This is a genomic window from Micromonospora sp. RP3T (assembly GCF_003027925.1).
GTDB lineage: Bacteria > Actinomycetota > Actinomycetes > Mycobacteriales > Micromonosporaceae > Micromonospora.
The window spans coordinates 16,727-41,126 of sequence record NZ_PYPS01000022.1; the positions used below are offsets into that span (position 1 = coordinate 16,727).

At 75.2% G+C, this 24,400-nt stretch carries 20 protein-coding genes and 1 pseudogene; 9 read left to right on the forward strand and 12 right to left on the reverse strand.

Going from position 1 to position 24,400, the window contains the following annotated elements:
- Positions 1-30: 30 nt before the first annotated feature.
- Positions 31-261, forward strand: a complete 231-nt coding sequence (locus tag C8054_RS18455; RefSeq protein WP_107158049.1) for a hypothetical protein — start codon at positions 31-33, stop codon at positions 259-261.
- Between the two features lie 19 nt (positions 262-280).
- On the opposite strand, the gene C8054_RS18460 is transcribed toward C8054_RS18455, so the two are convergent.
- Positions 281-1,276 carry a phosphotransferase family protein gene (locus C8054_RS18460; protein ID WP_107158050.1) on the reverse strand — a complete coding sequence of 332 codons (996 nt, stop codon included), beginning with the start codon at positions 1,274-1,276 and terminating at the stop codon, positions 281-283.
- Positions 1,277-1,447: 171 nt separating this feature from the next.
- Between C8054_RS18460 and C8054_RS18465 the strand changes: the two genes are divergently transcribed.
- Positions 1,448-1,837: a YchJ family protein gene (locus C8054_RS18465; protein ID WP_107158051.1), complete on the forward strand. Its 390-nt coding sequence runs from the start codon at positions 1,448-1,450 to the stop codon at positions 1,835-1,837.
- Positions 1,838-1,920: 83 nt separating this feature from the next.
- Here the strand turns inward: C8054_RS18465 and C8054_RS18470 are convergent, their stop codons facing one another.
- The 8 genes and pseudogenes from C8054_RS18470 to C8054_RS18505 form a co-directional block, all read right to left on the reverse strand.
- On the reverse strand, positions 1,921-3,783 hold the full coding sequence (locus C8054_RS18470) for a transketolase (protein WP_107158052.1): 1,863 nt from the start codon (positions 3,781-3,783) through the stop codon (positions 1,921-1,923).
- A 56-nt stretch (positions 3,784-3,839) separates the two neighbouring features.
- Positions 3,840-5,138: an MFS transporter gene (locus tag C8054_RS18475; RefSeq protein ID WP_107158053.1), complete on the reverse strand. Its 1,299-nt coding sequence runs from the start codon at positions 5,136-5,138 to the stop codon at positions 3,840-3,842.
- A gap of 554 nt (positions 5,139-5,692) precedes the next feature.
- Positions 5,693-6,433: pseudogene (locus C8054_RS18480) on the reverse strand (hypothetical protein); the annotation flags it as partial.
- A gap of 53 nt (positions 6,434-6,486) precedes the next feature.
- A complete protein-coding gene (locus C8054_RS18485) occupies positions 6,487-7,524 on the reverse strand; it encodes a hypothetical protein (RefSeq protein WP_107158055.1) in 1,038 nt (345 codons plus the stop codon).
- Positions 7,525-7,577: 53 nt separating this feature from the next.
- Positions 7,578-9,233 carry a serine/threonine-protein kinase gene (locus tag C8054_RS18490; protein ID WP_107158056.1) on the reverse strand — a complete coding sequence of 552 codons (1,656 nt, stop codon included), beginning with the start codon at positions 9,231-9,233 and terminating at the stop codon, positions 7,578-7,580.
- A 191-nt stretch (positions 9,234-9,424) separates the two neighbouring features.
- Positions 9,425-10,606 carry a hypothetical protein gene (locus C8054_RS32310; RefSeq protein WP_199199840.1) on the reverse strand — a complete coding sequence of 394 codons (1,182 nt, stop codon included), beginning with the start codon at positions 10,604-10,606 and terminating at the stop codon, positions 9,425-9,427.
- Positions 10,603-10,950 carry a PadR family transcriptional regulator gene (locus tag C8054_RS18500; protein WP_107158057.1) on the reverse strand — a complete coding sequence of 116 codons (348 nt, stop codon included), beginning with the start codon at positions 10,948-10,950 and terminating at the stop codon, positions 10,603-10,605. The genes C8054_RS32310 and C8054_RS18500 overlap by 4 nt, the downstream gene beginning before the upstream one ends.
- 62 nt (positions 10,951-11,012) lie before the next feature.
- The gene (locus tag C8054_RS18505) at positions 11,013-12,791 is read right to left on the reverse strand and encodes a hypothetical protein (protein WP_107158058.1); all 1,779 of its coding nucleotides are present in this window, start codon (positions 12,789-12,791) and stop codon (positions 11,013-11,015) included.
- A gap of 154 nt (positions 12,792-12,945) precedes the next feature.
- Here C8054_RS18505 and C8054_RS18510 point away from each other — a divergent pair, with 154 nt between their 5' ends.
- From C8054_RS18510 to C8054_RS18540, 7 genes are all read left to right on the forward strand, one after another.
- Positions 12,946-14,079, forward strand: a complete 1,134-nt coding sequence (locus C8054_RS18510; protein WP_107158059.1) for an N-acetylmuramoyl-L-alanine amidase — start codon at positions 12,946-12,948, stop codon at positions 14,077-14,079.
- A gap of 269 nt (positions 14,080-14,348) precedes the next feature.
- Positions 14,349-17,534, forward strand: coding sequence for a penicillin acylase family protein (locus C8054_RS18515; protein WP_107158060.1), 3,186 nt, complete (start codon positions 14,349-14,351; stop codon positions 17,532-17,534).
- Between the two features lie 95 nt (positions 17,535-17,629).
- Positions 17,630-18,817 carry a DNA polymerase IV gene (gene dinB, locus C8054_RS18520; RefSeq protein ID WP_107158061.1) on the forward strand — a complete coding sequence of 396 codons (1,188 nt, stop codon included), beginning with the start codon at positions 17,630-17,632 and terminating at the stop codon, positions 18,815-18,817.
- Between the two features lie 101 nt (positions 18,818-18,918).
- The gene (locus C8054_RS18525; protein WP_107158062.1) at positions 18,919-19,848 is read left to right on the forward strand and encodes a hypothetical protein; all 930 of its coding nucleotides are present in this window, start codon (positions 18,919-18,921) and stop codon (positions 19,846-19,848) included.
- Positions 19,848-20,300: an ABA4-like family protein gene (locus tag C8054_RS18530; protein ID WP_107158063.1), complete on the forward strand. Its 453-nt coding sequence runs from the start codon at positions 19,848-19,850 to the stop codon at positions 20,298-20,300. Before C8054_RS18525 ends, C8054_RS18530 begins: the two co-directional genes overlap by 1 nt.
- A gap of 9 nt (positions 20,301-20,309) precedes the next feature.
- Positions 20,310-21,539, forward strand: a complete 1,230-nt coding sequence (locus C8054_RS18535; RefSeq protein ID WP_107158064.1) for a sensor histidine kinase — start codon at positions 20,310-20,312, stop codon at positions 21,537-21,539.
- Positions 21,536-22,162: a response regulator transcription factor gene (locus C8054_RS18540; protein ID WP_107158134.1), complete on the forward strand. Its 627-nt coding sequence runs from the start codon at positions 21,536-21,538 to the stop codon at positions 22,160-22,162. The genes C8054_RS18535 and C8054_RS18540 overlap by 4 nt, the downstream gene beginning before the upstream one ends.
- Before the next feature lie 4 nt (positions 22,163-22,166).
- On the opposite strand, the gene C8054_RS18545 is transcribed toward C8054_RS18540, so the two are convergent.
- From C8054_RS18545 to C8054_RS18555, 3 genes are all read right to left on the reverse strand, one after another.
- A complete protein-coding gene (locus tag C8054_RS18545; protein ID WP_107158065.1) occupies positions 22,167-22,880 on the reverse strand; it encodes an RraA family protein in 714 nt (237 codons plus the stop codon).
- Between the two features lie 83 nt (positions 22,881-22,963).
- The gene (locus C8054_RS18550) at positions 22,964-23,590 is read right to left on the reverse strand and encodes a maleylpyruvate isomerase family mycothiol-dependent enzyme (protein ID WP_199199838.1); all 627 of its coding nucleotides are present in this window, start codon (positions 23,588-23,590) and stop codon (positions 22,964-22,966) included.
- Between the two features lie 31 nt (positions 23,591-23,621).
- On the reverse strand, positions 23,622-24,374 hold the full coding sequence (locus C8054_RS18555) for a dienelactone hydrolase family protein (protein ID WP_107158066.1): 753 nt from the start codon (positions 24,372-24,374) through the stop codon (positions 23,622-23,624).
- Between the last annotated feature and the right edge of the window lie 26 nt (positions 24,375-24,400).

A 24,400-nucleotide genomic window follows, 5' to 3' on the forward strand; every position in this document is an offset into this window, starting at 1 on the left:
TTGGCTGAAGACGAAACGAGGAGGTCCGCCATGCCTCTGCTGCGCGTCCAGCTCGACACCGACCCGACCATCGCCCGCCGCGTGCTGCTCCTGCACCGCCAGGGCAAGGCCCATCACGAGTCGCGGGAGGCGGCCCGGCAGCAGGTGTGGCGTCAGGGCCGCACCCCCGCCGGCGAGCCGGTCTTCGTCGGCGTCACCAACGGCCGCCGCCACCTGCGGTTGCTCTACGACGTCGAGGTCTACCCCGACACCGTGCCGTGAGCGTCGTCGCGGGCGTTCGTCAGCCGGACAGGTCGGCCAGCTCGGCGTCGAGCAGCTCGGCCAGCCGGGCCACCCGACCCGGATCCGACTCCGCGGTGATGGCGCGGCTGGGCATCTCCACGGTCATCAGCAGATAGAGGTGCAGCCGGTAGAGGCCGAGCCGCCGCCGCACCGCCGCGTCGAACGGGAACGGCGCCACCGCCCGGTACGCCCGCACCAGCGGGTCGTCCGGCTCGTCCTCGGCGCGGCGGAACAGCAGCGGCGACACCAGGTCCAGCAGCGGATCGCCCCACAGGTGCCGCTCCCCGTCGACCAGGCCGCTGAGCCGGGGCGCGCCGTCCGGCCCGTCCACAGCCAGCACGTTGCCGGCCCAGCCGTCGACGTGCAGCAGCGCCGGGCGGCGGACCGCGTCGAGGGCGTCCGCGTGCCGAGCGACCAGCTCCCGGATCCGGGAGCTGGGCAACGGCACCGCCCAGTCGGCTGCGTCGGCGAGCAGGTCGTCCACCATCGCGAGATACGCGCCCCGCCAGGTGGGGGCGCCGGCGCGCCCGCCGTCGTAGCCGAACCGGTCGCCGGGAACGGCGTGCAACGCGGCCAACGCGCGGCCGACCTCCGCCCGCAGCGGCGCGACGTCCGCGCCGGCCCGGGTCAGGTCCCACAGGGTACGGCCGGGCAGGCGCGCGGTGAGCAGCCAGTCGCCCAGCTCGGGGTGGCGGCCGTGGTGCAGCAGCGGCGGCACCGGCACCGTGGGCGCGCGGCCGGCCACCAGCCGCAGGTAGCGCGCCTCCGCCCCGATCATGTCGCGCTCGTAGCGCAGCAATGGCACGCCCGGCGGTGGGCCGACCTTCAGCACCACGTCCCGCCCGTCGGTGAGGCGTACCCACCAGACCGCGGCGAACCCGCCGCCGGTCAGCGGACCGCAGGCCGCGACCTCACCGGCCGGCCCGAGCGAGACGGTCAGATAGCGGCCGACCTGCTCCGGGTCGAGGTCGCGCCGGGTCGGGCTGCCACTCATGGTGCCTCGGACCCTAGTGCGCCGCTCCAGCCCCCGCTGCCCCGCGCCCCCTCCGGCGGGCAAGGAGGGGCCCCCGCTTAACGCGTCCGGTAGAGAAGGGCGCCCCGCTTGACCTGCCGGCGTTGAGCGGGCCCCTGCTTGCACCTCTCGGCGGCGGGCGAGAATCGTGGGATGGGGAAACGGAGCACGGCCTGCCCGTGCGGGTCAGGCCAGCCGTACGAGGACTGTTGCGCCCCGGTGCACCGGGGTGTCGCGGCGGCGGCCACCGCCGAGGCGTTGATGCGGTCCCGGTTCAGCGCGTTCGCGCTCGGCGACGCCGACTACCTGCGGCACAGTTGGCACTCACGCACCCGGCCCGATCGGCTGGGGCTGGACCCGGGCACCCGGTGGACCCGGCTGGAGGTGGTGGAGACCCGGGAGGGCGGCCTGTTCGACAGCACCGGCACGGTCCGGTTCCGGGCCCACTACCGGGAGGGCGGTCATCCCGGCGTGCTCACCGAGCACAGCCGCTTCGCCCGGGAGGACGGCCGCTGGGTCTACGTCGACGCGCTGCCCGGGTGACGATGCCGGCGCGCCGGCCCACGCGTGTTAAGCGGGGCCCCCTGTTATGCAGAATGCGATAACAGGGGGCCCCTCCTTACACCTCAGGCGAGGGAGCGGGCCGCGGCGACGACGGCGTGCACGCCGATGCCGGCGCGGTCGAGCTGCTGGGTCGGGGTGCCGGAGCCGGGCAGTCCGCGTACCGCGAGGTGCTGGACGCGCACCGGGTCGGCCCGGTCCGCCAGCGCCTCCAGCACGGCGGACCCGAGGCCGCCCTCCGGATAGTGGTCCTCGACCACCACGAGCCGGCCGCCGGTGTCCCGCGCGGTCTCCAGCAGGCGTTCCCGGTCGACCGGCTTGATCGAGTAGAGGTCGACGACCCGGGCGTCGATCCCCTCCCGGGTCAGCTCGTCGGCGGCGGCCAGACAGACGTGCACGGTGACGCCGGTGCCGAGCAGCGCCACGTCGACGCCGTCGCGTACCACCCGGCTGCCGCCGATCGGGAACGCCTCGCCGTGCTCGTAGAGCACCGGGTACGCGCCGCGGGTGGTGCGCAGGTAGTTGACGCCCGGCCGGTCCGGCAACTGGGCGACCAGCGCCGCGCAGGAGACCGCGTCGGACGGGCTCAGCACCGTGGAGCCGGGGACCGCGCGCAGCGCGGCGATGTCCTCCAGCCCCATCTGGGAGGGCCCGTCCGGGCCGATCTCCACGCCGGCGTGCGAGCCGACCAGGGCGATGTCGGCGCGGGAGACGCCGGCCATCCGGATGAAGTCGTAGGCGCGTGACCAGAACGCGGCGAACGTGGCCGCGAACGGTCGCCGGCCGCGGACCGCCAGGCCCACGGCGGCGGCGACGAGCTGCTGCTCGGCGATGAACATCTGGAAGAACCGGTCGGGGTACGCGTCGGCGAAGCGCTCGGCCCGGGTGGAGTCGGCGACCTCGCCGTCGAGCGCGACCACGTCCGGCCGGGCGGCGCCGAGCGCGCGCAGCGCGTCCCCGTACGCGTCCCGGGTGGCGACCTTCGCGCCGCGCTCGTAGCGGGGCAGGTCGGGTTGTCCGGGCTCGGCCCCGGTGGCGCGCGGCGCGGCGGGCGGGCGTGGCCCGGTGACCCGGATCCGGGTCGGCCCGCCGAGCGCCCGCACCGCCCGGTCGGCCAGCTCGGGGTCGAGCGCCTTGCCGTGCCAGGACGGGTCGTCCTCGACCTCGGGCACGCCCTTGCCCTTGACGGTGCGGGCCAGCACCACGGTCGGGCCGGTGGCGTCGCGGGCCTGCCGGTACGCGTCGTCGACCGCGCCGAGGTCGTGGCCGTCGACGACGATCGCCCGGCAGCCGAACGCCTCGACCCGCCGACGGTAGGTGTCCAGGTCCCACTCCAGTTCGGTCGGGCCGCGCTGGCCGAACCGGTTGACGTCGACGATCGCGGTGAGGTTGCGCAGGCCGTAGTGGCCGGCCTTGTCCAGCGCCTCCCAGACCGAGCCCTCGGCCGTCTCGCTGTCGCCGCAGAGCACCCAGACGTGGGCGGTCGACCGGTCGAGGTACTGGGCGGCGAGCGCCACGCCCACCCCGACCGGCAGGCCCTGGCCGAGCGAGCCGGTGGCGACGTCCACCCAGGGCAGGACCGGGGTGGGGTGGCCCTGGAGACGCGAACCGGCGCGGCGGTACGTCTCCAGCAGCTCCTGCTCGCTGATCGCTCCGACGGCCCGGAACACCGCGTACAGCAGTGGCGAGGCGTGGCCCTTGGAGAAGATCAGATGGTCGTTGCCGGGGTTGCCCGGGTAGGACCAGTCGTAGCGCAGGTGCCGGGCGACCAGCACGGCGAGCAGGTCGGCGGCGGAGAGGCTGGAGGTGGGGTGGCCGGAGCCGGCCATGGTGCTGCACCGGATCGCGTCCACCCGTAGCTGGGCCGCCAGCTCCGCCAGCCCGCTGAGGTCCTCGTCGCGCAGCGTGCGCTCTGCTTCCAGGGTCACCGCAATCGTCTCCCGCGGTCGGTCGGGTCCGCCACTCACCGTAGTGGCGAATGCGGCTATTGTTCCTTTTTCCAGCGAGTCACCCCTCGTCCGGTGAGCAACCAGAACGCCACCCCCAGATACGGCAGCACGGCCACCGCGAACGCGGCCGGGTTGCCGAGCGCACCGGCGAGCAGGCCGTACCCGGCGTAGCAGGCGACTGTGGTCAGGTCGGTGGCCATGCCGGCCAGCGAGGTGACAGTGGCCCGGGCGTCGCCGGTGATCCGCGCCTGCAACCGTGCGTCGGCGAGCACGGTGGCGAGCTGGAACGCGGCGAACGCGACTGCCAGCAGCGGGAACCCGGCCGGGTGGCGCAGCAACGCCCCGGCCGCCGTCGCCACCGCCGCGACCACCAGCAGGCCGGCGTACCCGCGGTGCGACAGCCGCTCGCCCAGCGGGGCCAGCAGCCCGCCCACGCTCATCCCGCCCCACAGCAGCAGGAGCAGCAGCGGCACGGCCGCCTCGGTGACGCCGGTGTCGCGGGCCAGCAGTCCGGTGTACTCGTCGAGTCCGCCCCAGATCGCCGCCACGGCGGCGACCAGCAGCACGGCGGTGCGGACCGCGCGGTCGGCCCGCACCTCGGCCAGCCCGCCGCGCAGGCTCTCCCGCCAGCCGGGTTCGTCGTCGGCCGCGTCCCCGCCGGGGGCCGCCTCCTCCGGGCCGACGCCGGAGGCGCTCTCCCCCGGGCCGGCGCCGGCCGGCACCGGTCGGTCGGCTGCCGGCGCGGTGACCGGCGCCCGGCGCTCCGGCAGGCGCGCCGCGACGGCGGCGGCGAGCAGGCAGGTCAGCACGCTCGCCGCGCCGACCGCGAGGTAGCCGCCGAGCGCGAACACCGGTCCGGCGATTACCCCGGAGCCGACCGCGCCGAGCACCTCGGCGGTGCGGGCGCGACCGATCAGGCGGGCGTACCGGTCGGCCGCGCCGAGACGGTCCAGCTCCGTGAAGACCAACGCCTCCAGCGCGCCGGAGCGCAGTGCGCCGCCCGCGCCCCAGAGCAGGAAGCCGACGGCGAACGCCGGGTACGACGGCAGCAGCACCCAGAGCGCGAAGCCGGCGGCGGTGAGCAGCGGCGCCAGGCAGAGCAGCAGCCGCCGGGACAGCGCGTCGGCCCACGCGCCGGACGGGATCTCCAGCAGGATGCCGGCGGTCGACCAGAGGACGAACAGCGAGGAGATCTGCCCGACCGACAGCCCGGTGTCGGCGAACAGCAGGACGTAGAGCGGGTACAGCAGGACGAGGTCGGTGAGGAACGCGTAGCCGTAGAGCGTCGCCGCCAGTCGGCGGGTCGCGGGCACGCGGGCAGGAGCGACGAGCATGGGGCCTTCCCACGGGACGTGACGGACACCGGTCGGAGTGCACGGTGTCCGCGGCGGCCCGCGGCCTCGTCGGTCAGGCGGGGATCACCATCGCCAGGTCATGCCACGATCCTAACCGGACGACGCGTTCGACGAACACGGGGAGCTGCGCCCGCCCCGAGCGGCCGGCGGCGAGGCCGCGCCCCCGGCTGAACACGCGCCGGGGCGGGACCCGCATCGGATCCCGCCCCGGTCGTACGCTCGGCTCAGCGGCGGAACTTGTCCACGTCGGCCGACGGGATGACCATCGTCGCCTCGCTGTCCGCCGCCTGCTCGGCGGTCGGCTGGCGCGGCGCGGCCGGCGGCGTGCGCCCGGAGTCGCCGAGCGGCGGGATCACCTGGGTGGCGTCCTCGGCGCCCGGGGCCGGCACCGGCTGGGTCGGCTCGGCGGCACCCGCGTACGTCGGCACCGGCTGGGTCGGCTCGGCATCCCGGGACACCGGCTGGGTGCGGTCCGCCTCGGCGTCCCCGGCAACCGGCTGGGTCAGCTCGACCTCGCGGTACGGGTCGGTGGTGGCGAGCCGGGCCTCGACGTCACGCCGGCCGGCCTGGTAGGCGCGCGCGTGGGTGGCGATGGTCCGGGACTCCTCCTCGGCCCGGGTCAGCCAGCTCTCCCAGCGGCTCTGCATCGGCCGGACCAGACCGCCACCGACGCCCACCACCAGGATGCCGCCGACGGTGGCGAGCACCGCGATCAGCACCGGCGTGGTCACCGCGGTGGCGACGCCGATCTGGTTGAGCGCGGCGATCACCCCGAGGCCGAGGATGAACACCGAGGCGAGGTTGGCCAGCACCCGGCCGTAGGAGAGGCCGCCGAGCGCGCTGGAGATGATGTCCTTCACCGCGCGGGCGATGGCCGCGGCCACCACCACGATGACGATCGCGACGAACGCCCGCGGCAGCCAGGCGACCACCATGGCGATCAGGTCGGAGATCGGGTTGGGCCCCCAGATGCCGAACGCGAGCTGGAGCGTGACCAGCAGCACCGCGTAGTAGGCCAGCTTGGCGACGATGTCGCTGGCGTCGTACTTCGAGCGGGCCAGCGCGGTCTTGATGCCGCCGCGCTCGACCGCCCGGTCGAAGTGCACCCGCTCCAGGACCTTGTCCACTAGCTTCAGCACCGCCTTGGCGATCAGCCAGCCGGCGACCAGGATCGCGACGAACGCGACCGCCTTGGGCAGGAAGAGCATCACCGAACGGAACGCGTCGCCCACCGCGTCACCGAAGTTGTCTGTCATCGAAGGGCCTCCACGCATGGGTTCAGGTTCATCCCGGGTCGGCCTACCCTGGGCGGCGCGCGGGGAAACGCTCAGCCGCCGGGGCAGCGGTAGCTGACCCGCGTGCCGGCCTGCACCGGCGTCGGTTCGACGATGTTGACGGTGGCCGTCCCGGTGGTGGCGCCGACGCCGCTGAACGTCCACCTGAGGGTGAGCGTCGCGGTCCGCTGGCCGCTGCCGACCCGTTCGGCGAGCAGCGCGCCGGGCGGCGCGTCGGAACGGAACCACTGGTAGCGGATCGTGCCGGCGCGCCCGTTGGTGCGTACCGTGGCGACGACGTCGACGGTCACGTCGCAGGCCACCCCGGCCGGTCGGGGCACCGCCACCGCTACCTGTTCGACCTCCAACGGTCGCAGCCGCTGCCACAGGTAGAGCCCGACGGTCACCAGCAACGCGGCGGTGAGCAGCGTGGACAGCACCGAGACGACGCGACGCCAGACCGGGCGCGGCGGGCGGGCCGGCGGCACGGCCGGCCAGGCCGGGGCCGGCGGCGGCGTCGCCGGCACGCCCGGGCCGAAGCGCAGCTCGCCGCCGGGCGGGGGCCCTGGAACGCCGCTCACCGGCCGCGCGTCCACAGTCGTCTCCCGGTACGCCCCCGCCGTCGCCCCCGCCGTCGGCCCGACCGGTCCGGCGGTCGTCGACCGGTACCCGGCGGTCGGCTGCCCACCGGCCGACCACGGCCCGGTCCGGTGCACGGCCGACGCCGTGCCACCGACGGTGCCACCGCCGAAGTGCACGGTCGGCTCCCCGCCGCCAGCAGTGCCACCGCCGAAGTGCACGGTCGGCTCCCCGCCGCCAGCAGTGCCACCGCCGAAGTGCACGGTCGGCTCGCCGTCGACCGGCCGGGATATCGCCGGGCCGGCAAGGTGTGCCGTCGCGTCGGCGGCCGCGGGCGGGCGCGCGAGGTGCGCGGTCGGCTGCCCGGCGGGGTCGACGTTCAGGGGCGCGGTGGCGTCCGCGTCGACCGGCGGCCGGGGCGGGACGAGGTGGACGGTGGGCTCGTCCCGGGCCGGGTCGGCGGGCCGGGCTCGGGTGGGCAGCGCCTCGGTGGGCTCCTCCGGCCGGGTCACGCCGGCCGTCCCCGGTCCGGGCCACGGTGCGGGGCAGCGGGCACGTCGTCCTCCTAGCCGGGGGTGCAGTAGTTGTAGAGGGTCACGTACACCGGGGACGCCGAGGTGGCCGCGTTGCCGGCGGCGTCGACGGCGGTGACCTCGATCGGGATGCGGGTGCTCTGCCTCGGCGCGGCCAGCGGGCCGAGCGGGCCGGTGAACACGCCGCGTCCGGCGGCGGCCATCCGGACCGTGCCGGTGGCGCCCCCGAGCAGGTAGCGGAACGTGACCGTCAGGGCGGCCGGGCCGCTGCGGTCGTCGGTGACGGTGACGGTGACGGTGACGGTGCTGCTCTGCACCCCGTACGGGCAGCCCTTCGGTTCGAGCTGGCCCGGGTCGACCGTCACCCCACCGACGGCCGGCGCGGTGACGTCCGGCGGGGGCGGCGGCGCGGTGCGGCGCGACGGGGTGGAGGCCGGCGCGCTGGTGCGTACCGTTGGCCGGGTCGGCGATCGCGTGCCGTCAGGGGTGGCGGACGGCGTGCCCGTCGGCGGATCGGGCGGGACGGACGGCGCGGGCGACACGGTGGCGGTGCTGTCCGGTGTGGCGGTGTCCGTCGGCTCCGGCGCGGCCGGGCCGGTGGGGCCGGCGCCGGCCGGCGACAGGCCGGCGGGCGCCTTGGCGGCCGACGTCTCGCGGGCGGCGTAGCTGTAGCCGGCGCCACCGACCAGCACGGCGGCGACCACGGCGCCGGTCGCCAGCAGAACGCGCTTGCGTCCCCGTTGGAACAGGCGGCCCCGGCCGATCGTGGCGCCGAGCGCGGTGCCGGCCACCGCGGTGGCGCCCCCCGCCCGGTCGGGGAACGGCCACAGCGCGGCCAGCAGGGCGGCCCGCCGGGCCAGCTCGCGCAGCCCGCGCTCCTCCCAGTCGGGCCCGTATCCGATGCCGGCCACCCGGTCCAGCAGTTCCAGGAAGACCGCGGCCGGTTGCGGCCGGTCGTCGGGGCGCTTGGCCATGCCGTGGCGGAGCAGCTCGTGCACCGGCACGGGCGCCGGGTCGGTGGGGATCGGCGCGCTGGCGTGCTGGTCGCGCAGGGAGAGCAGGCCGGGTCCCTGGTACGGGGGCCGCCCGGTGAGGCACTCGAAGAACGTGGCGGTCGCGGCGTAGATGTCGCAGGCCGGGCTGGCCGGGGCGCCGGTCCACTGCTCCGGCGCCATGTAGCGGGGCGTGCCGGAGACCGTGGTGTCACTGCCCCGACCGATCGGCATGGCGATCCCGAAGTCGGCGAGCTTACTCAGCCCGGCACCGGAGACGAGCACGTTCTCCGGCTTGTAGTCGCGGTGCACGACGCCGTGGGCGTGGGCGGCGGCGAGCCCGGCGAGCGAGCCCTTCAGCACACAGAGCGCCGCCTCGGGCGTGGTCGGGCCGTGTGCGCGCAGCATCTGCCGCAACGACACGCCGTCGACCAGTTCCATCACGATGGCCGCGCCGTGCGGGGACTCGACGTACTCGTAGAGCCGGCTGACGTGCGGGTCGTCGACCTCGCCGAGCAGCCGGGCCTCGTCGCGGAAGGCGGCCCGGAACGAGGAGTCGGCGCCGAGATCGCGGACCAGGTACTTGATCGCGACCGGGGTGCCGGTGCTGTCGTGGGTGGCCAGCACGACACTGCCGGACGCCCCGGAGCCGAGCGTGCGAACCGGCGTGTAGCCGGACAGCTGCCAGCCGCTCATGCGACCCACTCCAGGGCGTTCCAGGGGCGGATGTCGGTGGCCGCCTCGCTGGTCATTCTGGTCGCATCGCGGCTGCCGGCCATCGGCGCAACGGATGCTTCCGCGCACCGGACGGCGATCCCGGATCCGGCCGCGGGCGACGGATGGTCGGTAACGGACACACCGTCAGTGCTAGCAGACACCGGCAAGCGTCAGCCGGTCGGTCGCTCCCGGTCAGCGGCACGCCCCAGCGCCACCATCCGCTGGGTCTCCTCGCGGCGCCGGACCAGCAGCGCGCCGGCCAGGAACGTGACCGGCGGAGCGAGCGCCAGCATCGCCCACTGCACGCCGACCAGCGGGATCACATGTCCCATGTGGGCGGTGGACGCCGCCCAGCCGGACAACGCGCCGTCGATCACCAGGACGAGGGCGGCCACCGGTGCCAGCAGCACCACGACCCGCCGCCGTACCGCCGCCGCCAGGGTGAGCACGGCCACGCTGACCGCGAGGGCGGCCCCGGCGAGACCGGCGTGGTAGAGCCACATGGCCGCCTCGCCGGTGGTGCTCAGGCCGAGGAAGCTCTCATAGGTGACCAGATCGGTGAACACGCGCGGACGGGTCGCCCGGTTCAGTTCCAGCAGTCCGGCCCCCACGATCGGGCCGGTCGTCAGCGCGGCGAGCCGGCGCGGACCCAGCACGCGTACCGCCCGGCGTGACGGTGCGGGCAGGGTGAGCGCGGCGGCGGCGATCACCGCGAGAGTGAACTGCGGGAGCGTGTCGACGACGTACCCGGGTTGGTCGACCGCGCCGGGGCCGACCAACAGCAGCCATCCGGCGACACCGGCCCAGGCCAGGACCGCGGCGACCCGGCGCGGCCCGACCGCGGCGGCCATCGCGACCGCCACCCAACCGGCCACCCGTAGCCAGTCGACCGCGTCCGGCCGGGCGGGCGGCAGCGGCGGCGGCAGCGACGGATCCACCACGAGCTGGTCCAGCACGTTCTTCCCGGCGGCGGCGGCGAGCACCACGGCCACCAGCAGACCGGTGACGGCGGCGGCGTCGGCCCAGGCCGGCGCGGTGAACCCCCGTGCGCCCACCCGCAGCCGGGCCCGCAGCCCCGCCCCCACCAGGTCGACCGTGTCGGCGAGGCCGGGACGGGTCTGCCCCGGTCGCGCGCCGGCCAGCAGCACGGCCAGCATCTCCTCCTCGTACACCCGGCGGTGCGCCCAGGGATGGACGGCCAGCAGCCGACGGTAGCGGCGCTCCAGCTCGGCGCTCGCGCGGTGCTCACCGGGCATGCCCGCACCGCCCTCACCGCGCTCGGTGCGCTCGGTCATGCGGTGCCGATCGGGCACGCCCTCACGGCCCTCGCTGCGCTCGGTGCGCTCGGTCATGCGGTGCCGCCTTCGGGCAGCAGGCCGGCGGCGCGCAGGCGGCGGCCGGCGGTGTCGGCGTGCCGGCGCAGCCGGTCCACCTCGTCGGCGAGCCTCGTCGCGCCCAGCGCGGTGAGCCGGTAATAGCGGCGCAGCCGGGACTGCACCACCTCCTCCCGATCCACCTCGATCAGACCGTCGGACCGCAGCCGGTCCAGCGCGGCGTAGAGCGTGCCGGCCCGCAACCGGATCCGGCCGTCGGAGATGCGGAGCACGTCCTCGACGACCGCGTAGCCGTGCCGGGGTTCCTCGGCCAACGCGGTGAGGATCAGGAACGTCGGTTCACGCAACGGCGGCTCATTCACCCCGTCAGCATATACCGTTCACCGGCATATACGGCTCGGGTGCGGTGGTTCGGGTGGGGTGGTCAGAAGCGGCGGGTTGGGGGGACGCCGCCGGGTGGGGGGCGGCGCAGCAGCCAGAGCGGGTTGCTCGCCGCGACGACGGCACCCTCGCGGTCGCGGACCTGGGTGCGCAGGTACGCGCCGGTGCCCACCCGCACCGGCAGGTCGTGCCAGCCCTGGCGGAGCTGACGCCACGGCACCTGTCCGGTCCGGATCGCGGGCGTCGGATCCGCGACGCCCGCGGAGTCGACGTCGCCGGTGACCACCTCCAGGGCGGCCCCGGCCGGCAGGTCGGTGGCGCGTACCCGCACCGTCACGGTGTCGTCGGCGACGGTGGGCAACGCGCCCATGGCGCTGCGACCGCCCAGCTCCAGGTCCAGCGCGCCCCGGTAGGCGGCCAGGTCGGCGAACCACGCCTGCCCGGCGCGCAGCGCCGCGACCAGGTCGTCCCGGCGGGTGGAACCGGCCCAGACGGAGGTGATCCACCGGTCCCGCCCGGCCCGCCAGTCGGTGCCGTCGTGGTCGTCGGTGACGCCGACGGCGGTCAACGGGATCGCGTTACGGGCCGCCACGTCGTACGCCCAGAGGTGGTCCTCGACCGGGGTCCGTCCGATCTCGATCAGGTCGACGCCGAGCCCGCGCCGCGCCACCAGCAGCCGGGCCAGTGAGTCACGCCGCTCCACGTCCAGCGGATGGTTCCAGCAGACCACGCCACCGTGGGCGTGCAGGAACTCCACCATCCGTCCGGTCGCGTCGACGTCGTTGTCCCGCACCGGCGGGGACGGGAAGCGGGGCAGCGTGCCGTCGCCACCGAACCAGTTGAGGTGGCGCACCATGGACACCTCGTACGCCCGGTGGTGGGTCACCTCCGGATACGCCCCGGCGTAGCCGCTCAGCACCTCGGCGCGCAGCTCCTCGCCGGCCTGCCCGGCGCGGCGGGCCCGGTCGAAGACCAGCCGGTCGACCAGGTACGCGCCCCGCGCGCCGCCGGTGACGGCGACGCCGAGGCGCAGCCCGCGCAGCGAGTTGTCGCCGGCCACCAGGTCGGGCCAGAGTCGCCGGACGTCGGCGAGCAGGTCGAGCGTGTGCCGCCGCCAGACGCCGGCCGGGGCGGGCCGGTCGACCGTGCCGTGCCGGCCGTCGACGGTGTGCCGGGCCGCGTCGGTGCCGCCGATCCGGTAGCGCAGCACCAGCTGCCCGGCGGGCCGGCCGGGCCCGGCCGGGTGGTGGGACAACGCGATCTCGACGGTCAGCGTGGCGTCCGGCCCGGTCGACTCGGGTCGCACGTCGAGGTGGAGCGTGGTGTCGGTGATGTTCCCGGTGTGCGTCCAGTTCCACGCCTTGCCGGCGTACCAGTGGGTGCCGGCACCGGCGGCGGTGAGGCGCAACGCGCGGCCGGGTCCGTCGGCGGCGTCCGGGACGGCGACGAAGTCGGCGGACGAGTCGGTGAGCCGCCCCTCGGTGGCCGGGTGCCAGGTCCAGGCGAGCCCGCCCTCCGGCTCCTCCGGCCCGTCGAAGTGCACGACGCGGCGGTGGTCGTGCGCGGCCACCCGGAAGTCGTGGTCGGTCCACCAGAGCACGTCGACGGCGTTGCGGCGGGCCTGGTCGAGGTGGGCGGCGTAGCTGGCGACACCCTCGCTGAACGAGGCGTGCAGGTGCATGGCCATGCTGACCGGCCGGCGTCCGTTCGGGACCGAGGGCGCCCGGTCGCGACCGAGCACCAGCCCCACCGGTACGCCGACCCCGGCGACCACCAACCCGCCCGCGGCGGCGAGCACCCCACGCCGATCCAGTCCCCGCACACGCCCTCCCCGACCCCGCCCGCGCCCCAGCGTAGAGGTGATGGCATTTGTCCTCTGGCGCGGCGCGGCATGGTGGCAATATTCTTCGACTCGCGCGCTTACCTTGGAGTTCCTTTACATCACCCGGCATCGGTCGGGTCATCGAGGAGATGCCATGCACTTCGACCACCCCGAGCTGGACCGCCGCACGCTGCTGCGGGCCGGCCTCGGCGCCGCCGCGGTCGCGGTCGTCGGGAGCGAACTCGCGTTTCCGGCCGCCGCGCAGGCCGCGCCGGGCGCGGACCTCGACTGGATCATCAGCTGCGACGAGTGGGCCGCCCGCCCGCCGGCCGACCCGCTGTCGGTCAGCGCGATCCCGACCAACAAGATCATCGTGCACCACATGGCGTTCCCGAACGTCACCGACTACTCCGAGGAACACGCCAAGCAGCTCGCCCGTGACTGCCAGGACCTGCACATGGACGGCAACGGCTGGTCGGACACCGGGCAGCACTTCACGGTGAGCCGGGGCGGTCACGTCCTGGAGGGACGCCACGGCAGCCTGGAGCGGCTGCAGGCCGGCGACCGGCAGATGATCGCCGCGCACTGCCCGGGTGAGAACGGCCGCGCGATCGGCATCGAGAACGAGGGCACCTACGTCACCGAGACGCCGCCGGAGGAGCTGCTCGACGGCCTGGTCCGGCTCTGCACCGCGATCTGCCGGCAGTACGGGCTGCACGCGCACGACATCTTCGGCCACTGGGACTTCCGCGCCACCCAGTGCCCGGGCGCGATGTTCTACCGGGAGTTCCCCCGGCTGCGCCGCGAGGTCTTCCGCAAGCTCGGCACCCGGCTGGGTGACGTACCGGCGCGCCGCTGGCCGGACATCTGGCGCTTCGTCGGCGGCCCGGTCGTCCAGGTCGCGCAGTACCTGCTCACGTTCCGCGGCTACGCCGTGCCGGTCACCGGCGTGTTCGACGCCGCCACCGTGGCGGCGGTGCAGGACTGGCAGGCCCGCAACGGGATCCCGGTCGACGTGGACGCCACGCTCACGGCGCCGACCTGGGAGACGCTCGCCCCGGAGCTGGACCAGCACGACACCGGCGTTCCGGTGGTCGCGGCGCAGTTCATGCTCGCCGCCAAGGGCTACGCGGAGGTGCTCCCGACCGGCGAGTACGACCACGTGACCCGCAGCGCGGTGAAGGACCTGCAACGCCTGCACGGGTTGCCGCCCACCGGCAAGCTCAGCACCAGCACCTGGTGCGCGCTGGTGGGGGGTGTGGTGCGCCAGTCGTTCCACAAGGGCTGACGGTCGCACCGGCGGGGAGCACGGTGGGGGGTGGCAACGGCGCCGCCCCCCACCGTCGCGTCCGGACCCCGCGCCTGGAGCGAAACGTCGGCATTCGCGGCTGGTGAACAACGGGTATCCCGGACGGCGGTCCGCCGCCGATCATTGCCCGGAGATAGATGTGAGTCATTCTCACCTCCGGGTGGAACGCCCGGGCGCGGAGGGCGAGACGTCGGCAACCGGCAGCCGGGCGTACCGAAGGCCCGACTCCGCGTCCCCGGAGGATCGCCATGCCCCGACCCCCACTCCGTGCCCGGCTCGCGGCGCTCACCGCCGCCGCCCTGACCGCGAGCGTGCTGACCGTCACCCCGCCCTCACCGGCGCTGGCGGCCACCACGTTCGCCGCCAACGACTACTGCCTCGGCCAGTGCGCCGACATCCTGCCTCCCGGGCAGAACGGCAACGCCACGCTCGTCGCCATCCTGGCCCACCAGACGCTCGGCACCCGCCCGGCGCACTCCAGCGACCAGCTCGACGAGTACGCCAACCTGGTCTACAACTACGCCGGGCTGACCGACGAGCAGATCGCCCAGTTCTACAACGACTCCTCGTTCGGCATCCCCGCCGCGCAGGTCGAGAGCACCGTCTCGCCGCGCTCGGACGTCACCATCGTGCGGGACAAGGCCACCGGCGTCCCGCACGTCACCGGCACCACCCGCGGCGGCACCATGTTCGGCGCCGGCTACGCCGGGGCCCAGGACCGGCTCTGGGTGATGGACCTGCTGCGGCACGTCGGCCGCGGCAACGTCACCTCGTTCGCCGGCGGCGCCCCCGGCAACCGGGAGCTGGAGCAGAGCGTCTGGGCCAACTCGCCCTACACCGAGGCGGACCTCCAGGCCCAGGTGGACGCGCTGCGGCAGAAGGGCGCCCGGGGCCAGCAGCTCTACACCGACGTGGTCGACTACATCGCCGGCATCAACGCCTACATCGACAAGTCGATCGCCGACGACAACTACCCCGGCGAGTACGTGCTCGCCGGCGCCGGCAAGCCGAAGCACTTCACCATGACCGACCTGATCGCCACCGCCGGCGTGATCGGCGGCCTGTTCGGCGGCGGGGGTGGCAGCGAGATCCAGTCCGCGCTGGTCCGGGTCGCCGCCCGCGCCAAGTACGGCGCCACCGAGGGCGACAAGGTCTGGGCGGCGTTCCGCTCGCAGAACGACCCGGAGACCGTGCTCACGCTGCACGACGGGCAGAGCTTCCCGTACGGGGCCACGCCGCCGGGGGCGACCAGCGCGGTGCTCCCCGACGCCGGTTCGGTGGTCGCCGAGCCGCTCGCCTACGACGCCACCGGCGGGGCCGCCGCCCGCACCGGCGCCAGCACCGCCACCAAGGACCTGCTCGGCGGCCTGGCCAACCTGCGCGCGCACGGTATGTCCAACGCGGTCGTGGTCTCCGGCCGGCACACCACCACCGGCAACCCGGTCGCCGTGTTCGGGCCGCAGACCGGCTACTTCGCGCCGCAACTGCTGATGCTCCAGGAGTTGCAGGGCCCCGGGATCAGCGCGCGCGGCGCCGCGTTCGCCGGGCTCAACCTCTACGTGCTGCTCGGTCGCGGCCAGGACTACGCGTGGAGCGCCACCTCCGCCTCGCAGGACCTGACCGACACGTACGCGGTGCCGCTGTGCACCACCGACGGCAGCGCGCCGACGCTGCGCACCAACCGCTACCTGTACCACGGGCAGTGCCTCGCGATGGAGACGCTGGAGCAGCGCAACTCCTGGTCGCCGACGCTCGCCGACTCCACCCCGGCCGGCTCGTACACGCTGCGCGCGTCGCGCACGAAGTACGGGCTGGTCGCGTACCGGGGGCTGGTGAACGGGCAGCCGACCGCGTTCACCAAGCTGCGCTCCACCTACCGGCACGAGGCCGACTCGGCGATCGGCTTCCAGGCGTTCAACGACCCGTCGGCGATGGGCAGCGCGGCGGCGTTCCAGGCGTCCGCGGCCAGCGTCGGGTACGCGTTCAACTGGTTCTACGTCAACTCGACCGAGGCGGCGTACTACAACTCCGGCGCGAACCCGGTCCGGTCGTCGGTCACCGACCCGAACCTGCCGACGAAGGCCGAACCGGCGTACGAGTGGGCCGGCTGGAACCCGGACACCAACGACGCCAGCTACGCCCCGGCGTCGGCGCACCCGCAGTCGGTCAACCAGGACTACTACGTGAGCTGGAACAACAAGCAGGCCCGTGACTTCGGGGCGGCGGACGGCAACTTCAGCTTCGGCTCCGTACACCGGGGTCAGTTGCTGGACGGCCCGGTGCGCGCCGCGATCGCCCAGCGCAAGCTCGGCCGCGCCGACGTCGTGAAGATCATGGCGGACGCGGCGGTGACCGACCTGCGCGGCCAGCAGGTCCTCGGCGACCTGCTGCGGGTGCTGGACAGCGCGCCGGTCACCGACCCGGCGCTGGCCGACGCGGTCGGCAAGCTGCGGGCCTGGCAGCAGGCCGGCAGCCGGCGGGTGGAGACGTCGCCCGGCTCGAAGGTCTACCAGCACGCCGACGCCATCCGGATCTTCGACGCCTGGTGGCCGCTGCTGGCCTCGGCCGAGTTCCGGCCCGGCCTCGGGCCGGACCTGTACGCCGCACTGGTGGACGCCATCGAGGTCAACGAGGCGCCCTCCGGCGGCCAGAACGGCGGGCGCGACGGCGCGGCGAGCTGGGCGTTGCAGGGCCAGGCGCACAAGGGCTCGTCGTTCCAGTACGGCTGGTGGGGCTACGTCGACAAGGACGTGCGCACCGTGCTCGGCGACCCGGTGGCCGGCGGGCTGGGGCGTGCGTACTGCGGCAACGGCGACCTCGGCGCCTGCCGGACGGCGCTGCTCGGCGCGCTCGGCCAGGCCGCCGCCGTGCCCGCCACCACTGTCTACCCGGGCGACAAGTCCTGCGGCGCCGGCGACCAGTGGTGCGCCGACTCGATCGCCCAGTCCGGGCTCGGCGGCATCACCCACCCGCTGATCGCCTGGCAGAACCGCCCCACCTACCAGCAGGTCGTCTCGTTCCCGGCGCGCCGGGGCGACGACGTCACCAACCTGGCCCAGGGGCGCCCGGCCAGCGCGTCGAGCACCCAGTTCCTGACCAGCTACACGCCGGACAAGGCGGTCGACGGCAGCCTGGGCAGCCGGTGGGCCAGCAGCTACAACGACAACCAGTGGCTGCGCGTCGACCTCGGCGCGGCCCGCACCGTGAGCCGGGCGGTGCTGCGCTGGGAGTCCGCGTACGGCACGTCGTACCGGGTGGAGGTGTCCGGCGACGGCAGCTCCTGGACGCCGGTGTTCGCCACCACCACCGGCAACGGCGGCGTCGACAACGTCACCTTCGCCCCGGTCAGCGCCCGCTACGTACGGGTGTACGGGGTCAAGCGGGCCACCTCGTACGGCTTCTCGCTCTACGAGTTCGAGGTCTACGGGCGGTGACGACGGTGACCGGCCGGTGGGATCCTCCGCCGGCCGGTCGCCACTTCCTCGCAGGTCAGCACCCGTCCATCGAACAGGTGTGCGAAGATGGTCGAGTGTCGGGCGAGGCCACCATCCTGCATGCCGACCTGGACGCGTTCTACGCCTCGGTCGAGCAACGCGACGACAGCCGGCTGCGCGGCCGGCCGGTCATCGTCGGCGGCGGCGTGGTGCTCGCGTGCAGCTACGAGGCGAAGGCGCGGGGCGTGCACAGCGCCATGGGCGGCCGGCAGGCGCGGCGGCTGTGCCCGGAGGCGATCGTGGTGCCACCCCGGATGGCCGCGTACACGGCCGCCAGCCGGGCCGTGTTCGAGATCTTCCGGCACACCACCCCGCTGGTCGAGGGCATCAGCATCGACGAGGCGTTCCTCGACGTCGGCGGGCTGCGGCGGCTGGTCGGGCCACCCGCCGGCATCGCGGCCGAGCTGCGCGACCGGGTCCGCCGCGAGGTCGGCCTGCCGATCACGGTCGGCGTGGCCCGCACGAAGTTCCTGGCCAAGGTGGCCAGCGGGGTGGCCAAGCCGGACGGCCTGCTGGTCGTCGAGCCGGCGCGGGAGCTGGCCTTCCTGCACCCGTTGCCGGTCGAGCGGCTGTGGGGCGTCGGCCCGATCACCGCCGCGAAACTGCGCGAGCGCGGCATCCATACGGTCGGGCAGGTGGCCCGGCTCGACGAGCCGACCCTGGTGTCGCTGCTCGGCGGCGGCGCCGGCCGGCACCTGCACGCCCTCGCCCACAACCGCGACCCGCGCGCGGTGCAGGTGGGCCGCCGCCGTTCCTCGATGGGCGCGCAGCACGCGCTGAGCCGCGAGCCGCACTCCCCCGCCGAGCTGGACGCGGTCCTGGCCGGCCTGGTCGACCGCGTGACCGGGCGGATGCGCGACGCCCGGCGCACCGGCCGCACGGTGACGCTACGGTTGCGCTTCGCCGACTACACCCGGGCCACCCGTTCGCACACGCTGGACAAGCCGACCGCGCAGACCGCCCCGCTGCGGGCCACCGCCCGGGCGCTGCTGCGCGCCGCGTTGCCGCAGATCGAGCAGCGCGGCATCACCCTGCTGGGCGTCTCGGTGGCCAACCTCGACGCCGGGCACACCCAGCTCACCCTGCCGTTCACCGCCCAGCCGGGGCCGGCGCTGGACGCCGCCGTCGACGCCGTCCGGGACCGCTTCGGCGCACGGGCACTGACCCGTGGCGTGCTGCTCGGCCGCGACCCGGGCGTGGAGATGCCCCGCCTGCCCGACTGAGCGTCTCCTCCCCCGGGAGGAGACGCGGCTCGGACCGGTGGCCGCGACCGCGACCCCCGGTCGGGCGCGACCACGGTCGCCGACCGCGAGCATCTACAGACATGACTACCGTACGGAACCGGGCGGCCGGCTGGCCCCGCCCCCTGCTGCTCCTCGTGTCCATGATGACGGCGCTGACCGTCGTCGCCGCGATCGGCCTCATCACCGACCCCCGCGTGCTCACCGGCGCGCCGGTCTGGCTCAAGCCGCTGAAGTTCTCGGTCTCGCTCGCGCTCTACGGCGGCACCCTGGCCTGGATGCTCTCCCTGCTGCCCCGACGCAGCCGGCTCGCCGAACGGACGGTCACCGTGATCGTGGCCGCGGCGGTGCTGGAGATGGTCCTCATCGTCGTCCAGGTGCTGCGCGGCACCACCAGCCACTTCAACACCGGCACGCCGCTGGACGCGGTGCTGTACAACGTCATGGGCACGGCCATCACGGCGCTGTTCCTGGCCCAGGTCGTGCTCGCGGTCGTCCTGACGCGCCGGCCGCTGCCGGACCGCGCGGGCGGATACGCGATCCGGGCCGGGCTCGCGGTGTCGCTGCTCGGCATGCTGGTCGCGTTCCCGATGCTGACCCAGCACCCGGACGGCACGCCCGCCGGCATCACCGGGGCGCACAGCGTCGGCGTGCCGGACGGCGGCCCGGGGCTGCCGGTGGTCGGCTGGAGCACCACCGGCGGCGACCTGCGGGTCGGTCACTTCATCGGGCTGCACGCGTTGCAGGCGCTGCCGTTGCTGGCGATCCTGCTCGACCGGTTCCTCGGCGCCCGCCTGGACGAGCTGGTCCGGGCCCGGCTGGTGCTGGTCGGCGGGTTCGCCTACGCCGGACTGACGCTGCTGGCCACCGTGCAGGCGCTGCGCGGCCAGCCGCTGCTGCGGCCGGACGAGATCACGCTGACCGCGGCGGGAGTGCTGGTGGCCGCCACCGCGGCGGCCACCGGCCTGGTCCTGGCACGCCGGTCCGACCACGCCACGGCGGTGCTGGTCTGATGGCCGCCACGCTGTTCGGGCTGACGTTCGCCCTCGCCGCGCCGTTCTGGGCGCTGATGATCGTGGCGCCCCGCTGGTCGTGGACCGCGCGGATCGTCGACTCGCCGTTGATCGTGGCGCCGGTCCTGCTGATCTACGCGATCCTGGTACTGCCGGCGCTCGGCACGGTGCTGCCGGTGGTGGCCCTGCCCAACCTGGACGGCGTCCGGGACCTGCTCGGCACCGACAACGGCGCGGCGGCGGCCTGGGCCCACATGATCGGCTTCGACCTGTTCGTCGGGCGGTGGATCTGGCGCGACGGCCGGGAGCGGGGCATCCCGGCGCTGCTCACCGCGCCGGTGCTGGTGCTCACCATCCTGCTGGGCCCGCTCGGGCTGGCCGTCCACCTCGGACTGCGGGCCGGGTGGCGGCGGCGGACCGTGGTGGTGGCCCCGGCCGCGCCGGTTGCCTAGGCTGACGTCGTGGGCTGGGTGGGTCGACTGCTCGACGCAAGTGACACGCTCGCGCGGCGGCTGCTGCTGAATCTCGCCGGCGTCGGCTACCTGGTGGTCGGCGTGCACGGCCGGCCCGGGCCGACGACGACGCAGTGGATCCTCGCGCTCGGCGCGTTCGTCCTGGCGCTGCTGTGTCACCGCCGGCCGCTGCTGAACCTGCTGCTCCAGTCGGCCCTGCTGGCGGTCGCGTTCCCGCTCGTCGACGACGTGATGATCAACCAGGTCGGGGCGAGCTGGGCGCTGCTGGAGCTGACCATGCGGGCCACCCGGCCCCGCACGTTCTGGCTGGCCGCCGGGCTGCTGGCCGCCGTCGACCTGACCGGCCTGATCGGCGACCCGCTCCGGCAGGCGCTCGCCGGTCTGCTCGGCCTCGCCGTCACCGTCGGGCTCCCGCTGCTGATCGGCCTGGTCGTGCGGACCACCCGGGAACTCGGCCGGCAGGCCGAGGAACGGGCCGTGGCGGAGCAGCGCCGACGCGAGTCGGAGAGCCGGGCCGCGCGCGCCGACGAGCGGGCCGCGATCGCCCGGGAACTGCACGACGTGATCGCCCACCACGTCGCGTCGATGGTGCTGCGGGTCGGGGTGGCCCGGCACGTGCTGCCGGACCTCGACCCGCGGGTCGGCCCGGTCTTCGACGACGTGCACCGCACCGGCACGGCCGCGCTGACCGACCTGCGCCGGCTGGTCGCGGTGCTGCGCGACCCGGACGGCGTCCGCGGTGACGCGGCACTGACCGCGATCGATCCGGCGGCGCTGCCGGCGGCGATCGGCGTGGCGGTGGACCGGGCCCGGCAGGCCGGGGTCACCGTGGAGGCCGATGTGGACCCGGCGATCGGCACAGTGGACGCGGTCCGCGGCCAGGCGGTGCTGCGACTGACCCAGGAGGCGTTGACGAACGTGGCGAAACACGCCGGCGCGACGGCCCGGGCCCGACTGACCGTGTCGGTGGTCGACGGGGCGGTGCACTGGGCGGTCTCCGACGACGGGCGCGGCGCGGCGCCGACCGTGGTGCCGGTCGGCGGCGGCCACGGCATCGTCGGGATGCGGGAACGGGTCGAGGTGCTCGGCGGGCGGCTGGAGGCCGGGCCGACCGGCGACGGTTGGCGGGTGCGGACGGTGCTGCCGCCGGGCGGCGCCCCGGACCGGCCCGCCCGGGTGGCGCCGCGGTCGCGGCCGGCCGCGCCGGAGCCGGCGTGATCCGCGTGCTGCTGGCCGACGACCAGCACCTGATCCGCGCCGGCCTGCGGATGCTCTGCGACGCCCAGCCCGACCTGGAGGTCGTCGGCGAGGTGGACAACGGCCGCGACGCGATCGCCGCCGCCGCCCGGCTGCGGCCGGACGTGGTGGTCATGGACCTGCGGATGCCGGGCGTCGACGGGATCACCGCGACCAGCCGGATCCTCGCCGACCGGCCGGCCACCCGGATCATGGTGCTCACCACGTTCGGCGACGACGACCACCTCCATCCCGCGTTGACCGCCGGCGCCTGCGGCTTCCTGCTCAAGGACGCGCCCCCGGCCGACCTGCTCGACGGCCTCCGCCGGGCCGCCGCCGGGGACAGCCCGTTCAGCCCGGAGGTGCTGCGCCGGCTGGTCCAGCGGGCGGTGCACGCCCGCACCGGCACGCCCCGGCGGTCGGCCGGGCTGACCGCCCGCGAGCAGGACGTGCTCGACCTGGTCGCGGAGGGGTTGGCCAACACCGAGATCGCGGAGCGGCTGCACATCGGCGTGACCACGGTGAAGACCCACATCACCAGCCTGATGGCGAAGACCGGCAGCCCCAACCGGGTCCGCCTGGCGCTGTGGGCGCGCGGCGGCTGAGCGGTCACTCCTCGATCGCGCCGCCGACCGCCCGCAGGTGCGCCCGGAACGTCAGCGTCGGGTCCGCCGCCCGGGCGGTCAGGTAGTCGTCGAACCCGACCTGCGCCCGCAGCGACCGGCCGGCGCGGATCCGGTCGGCCTGCCGCCGCTCGGTGTCCCGGATGGACCCGGCCAGGTCGAACAGCTCCCCGGCCCGGTCGGCCGGCACGAAGAGCACACCGTCGTCGTCGGCCAGCACCAGATCACCGTCGTCGACCGTCCACGGCCCGACCCGCGCCGCGTCCAACGCGCCGGCCGGTCGTGGGTCCAGCTCCAGCGGTCCGCTCGCCGTGGCGCCGAGGCTGAACACCGGCAGCCCGACGACGGTGAGGTCCGCGGTGTCCCGGTGCGCGCCCCACACCACGAGGCCGGCCAGGCCGGCGGCCCGCGCCTCCCACGCCACCAGGTCCCCGACGCAGGCCCGGTCGGTGCGACCGCCGTCGTCGACCACCAGCACGTCCCCCGGCTCGGCCCGGTCGATCGCCTCCAGGAAGACGTCGACGCTGCCGGCGTGCCGGGCCGGCCGGACCCGCCCGGCCAGGCGCCGCCCGGCCAGCACCGGGCGTACGGCGGCCGGGGCGCAGCGGACCGCGACGCCGGCCCGCAGGCAGGCGTCGGCGACGTGGGCGGTGGTCAGCGCGGCGAACGGCCCCGCCGGGGCGGTGTGGTCGGCGTCCATGGGCCGACGCTAGCCAGCCGGGGACGGGGATGGCAGGTGCCAGTTGCGCGCCGGTGGCCTGTGCCCGCGCCGGTGGCGGCCGGTCAGGGGGCGGCGAGCCGCGCCACGCCGTCTCCGGTGAGGTCGGCCAGCGCCACCCGGCGGCCGGTCAGCGCGAGCAGCAGCGCGGCGCCGGGGCCCCGCACCACCGGCCCGGCCCCGGCCGACCAGCCCAGGTCGGTCGCCTCGACGCGTAGGCCGGCGACCCGCCCACGGTCGACGAACCCGACCGCCCGGCCACCGGTGAGGAAGTCCAGCGAGATGCGCAGCCGCTCCGGGTCCAGGTCGGCGGGGAGGCCGAGTGGCCGACGCATGTCCTGCCCGTGCACCTGGAGGCCGGTGAGCTGGCCGGGCCAGCCGACCACCGGCAGGCGGAACCGGTGGTCGGCGTGCTCCCGCAACGCGGCGGCCAGCTCGGCCGGCGGGCGCCGGGCCACCCGCCGGGCCAGCCGCGCGTTCGCCACGTGCGGCCGGAGCCCGGCGCCCACCAGCAGTGGCAGCAGGTGCCACGGCGTGGAGACCAGCGGTGACACCAGGTGACCGGCGACCTCCCGGACGGTCCACGCCTGGCAGAGGCTGGGCGTGTCCAACTGGGCCGGGGTGAGCGAGTCGATCAGGTCGGCCGTGCGGCGCCGCTCGGCGGCGATCATCGGCAACAAGTGGGTCTCCACCACCCCATTGTGGCCGCCCCGACCGGCCGGGTCAGCCCGGGAAAGTGCGGTCCAGCAGGTCGAACAGAGCCGCCCAGTGCCGCTCGGTGGCCTGTTCGTCGTACATCGGCGTGTCCGCCTGCGTGTAGCCGTGGCGGGCGCCCCGGTAGACCTCCGAGCGGTAGGTGACGCCGGCCGCGTCCAGCGCCTGCTCCAGCGTGGCGATCTGCTCGGCGGTCATCGACGCGTCCTGGTCGGCGTGACCGAAGTAGAGTTCGCCGGTCACCGCGCCGACGCCCCGGTGCGGGCTGTCGGGCGCGTCGCTGACCACGTGACCGGCGTGGAACGCGGCCACCGCGGCGATCCGGTCCGGGTGGGCCTCGATCGCCCGCAGCGCGTTCGTGCCGCCCATGCAGTAGCCGGTGATCGCCGCCGGGCCGGGCGCGACGTCCGGCTGGGCGGCGAGGAAGTCGAGGTAGGCGGCGGTGTCCCGGGCCACCGCGTCCGGCGTCAGCGCGGCCATCAGCGGGCCGAGCCGGGCGAACAGCTCGGCGCGCCGGTCGGCGTCGGCCAGCGCGGACGTGTCGACCGGCGCGGCGGGGCCGGCGCGGTGGAACAGGTTGGGCACCAGCACCACGTATCCCCGGTCGGCGATGGTCGCGGCCATCTCGGCCAGCCGGGGCCGCAGCCCGAACGCGTCCATGAACAGCAGCACGCCCGGGAACGGGCCGCCGGAGTCCGGCCGGAGCAGATAGGCGTCCGCCGTCCCGTCGGGGGTGGGCACGTCCACGATCGTCGGCTGCACGGTCCGAACCTCCTCGCTGCGGTTTC

Bases quoted from the DNA above. Each gene is read 5' to 3' on its own strand.
- C8054_RS18455 (WP_107158049.1), top strand. From the start codon at position 31: ATGCCTCTGCTGCGCGTCCAGCTCGACACCGACCCGACCATCGCCCGC.
- C8054_RS18460 (WP_107158050.1), bottom strand. From the start codon at position 1,276: ATGAGTGGCAGCCCGACCCGGCGCGACCTCGACCCGGAGCAGGTCGGC.
- C8054_RS18465 (WP_107158051.1), top strand. From the start codon at position 1,448: ATGGGGAAACGGAGCACGGCCTGCCCGTGCGGGTCAGGCCAGCCGTAC.
- C8054_RS18475 (WP_107158053.1), bottom strand. From the start codon at position 5,138: ATGCTCGTCGCTCCTGCCCGCGTGCCCGCGACCCGCCGACTGGCGGCG.
- C8054_RS18490 (WP_107158056.1), bottom strand. From the start codon at position 9,233: ATGAGCGGCTGGCAGCTGTCCGGCTACACGCCGGTTCGCACGCTCGGC.
- C8054_RS32310 (WP_199199840.1), bottom strand. From the start codon at position 10,606: ATGACCGAGCGCACCGAGCGCAGCGAGGGCCGTGAGGGCGTGCCCGAT.
- C8054_RS18510 (WP_107158059.1), top strand. From the start codon at position 12,946: ATGCACTTCGACCACCCCGAGCTGGACCGCCGCACGCTGCTGCGGGCC.
- C8054_RS18515 (WP_107158060.1), top strand. From the start codon at position 14,349: ATGCCCCGACCCCCACTCCGTGCCCGGCTCGCGGCGCTCACCGCCGCC.
- C8054_RS18525 (WP_107158062.1), top strand. From the start codon at position 18,919: ATGACTACCGTACGGAACCGGGCGGCCGGCTGGCCCCGCCCCCTGCTG.
- C8054_RS18530 (WP_107158063.1), top strand. From the start codon at position 19,848: ATGGCCGCCACGCTGTTCGGGCTGACGTTCGCCCTCGCCGCGCCGTTC.
- C8054_RS18545 (WP_107158065.1), bottom strand. From the start codon at position 22,880: ATGGACGCCGACCACACCGCCCCGGCGGGGCCGTTCGCCGCGCTGACC.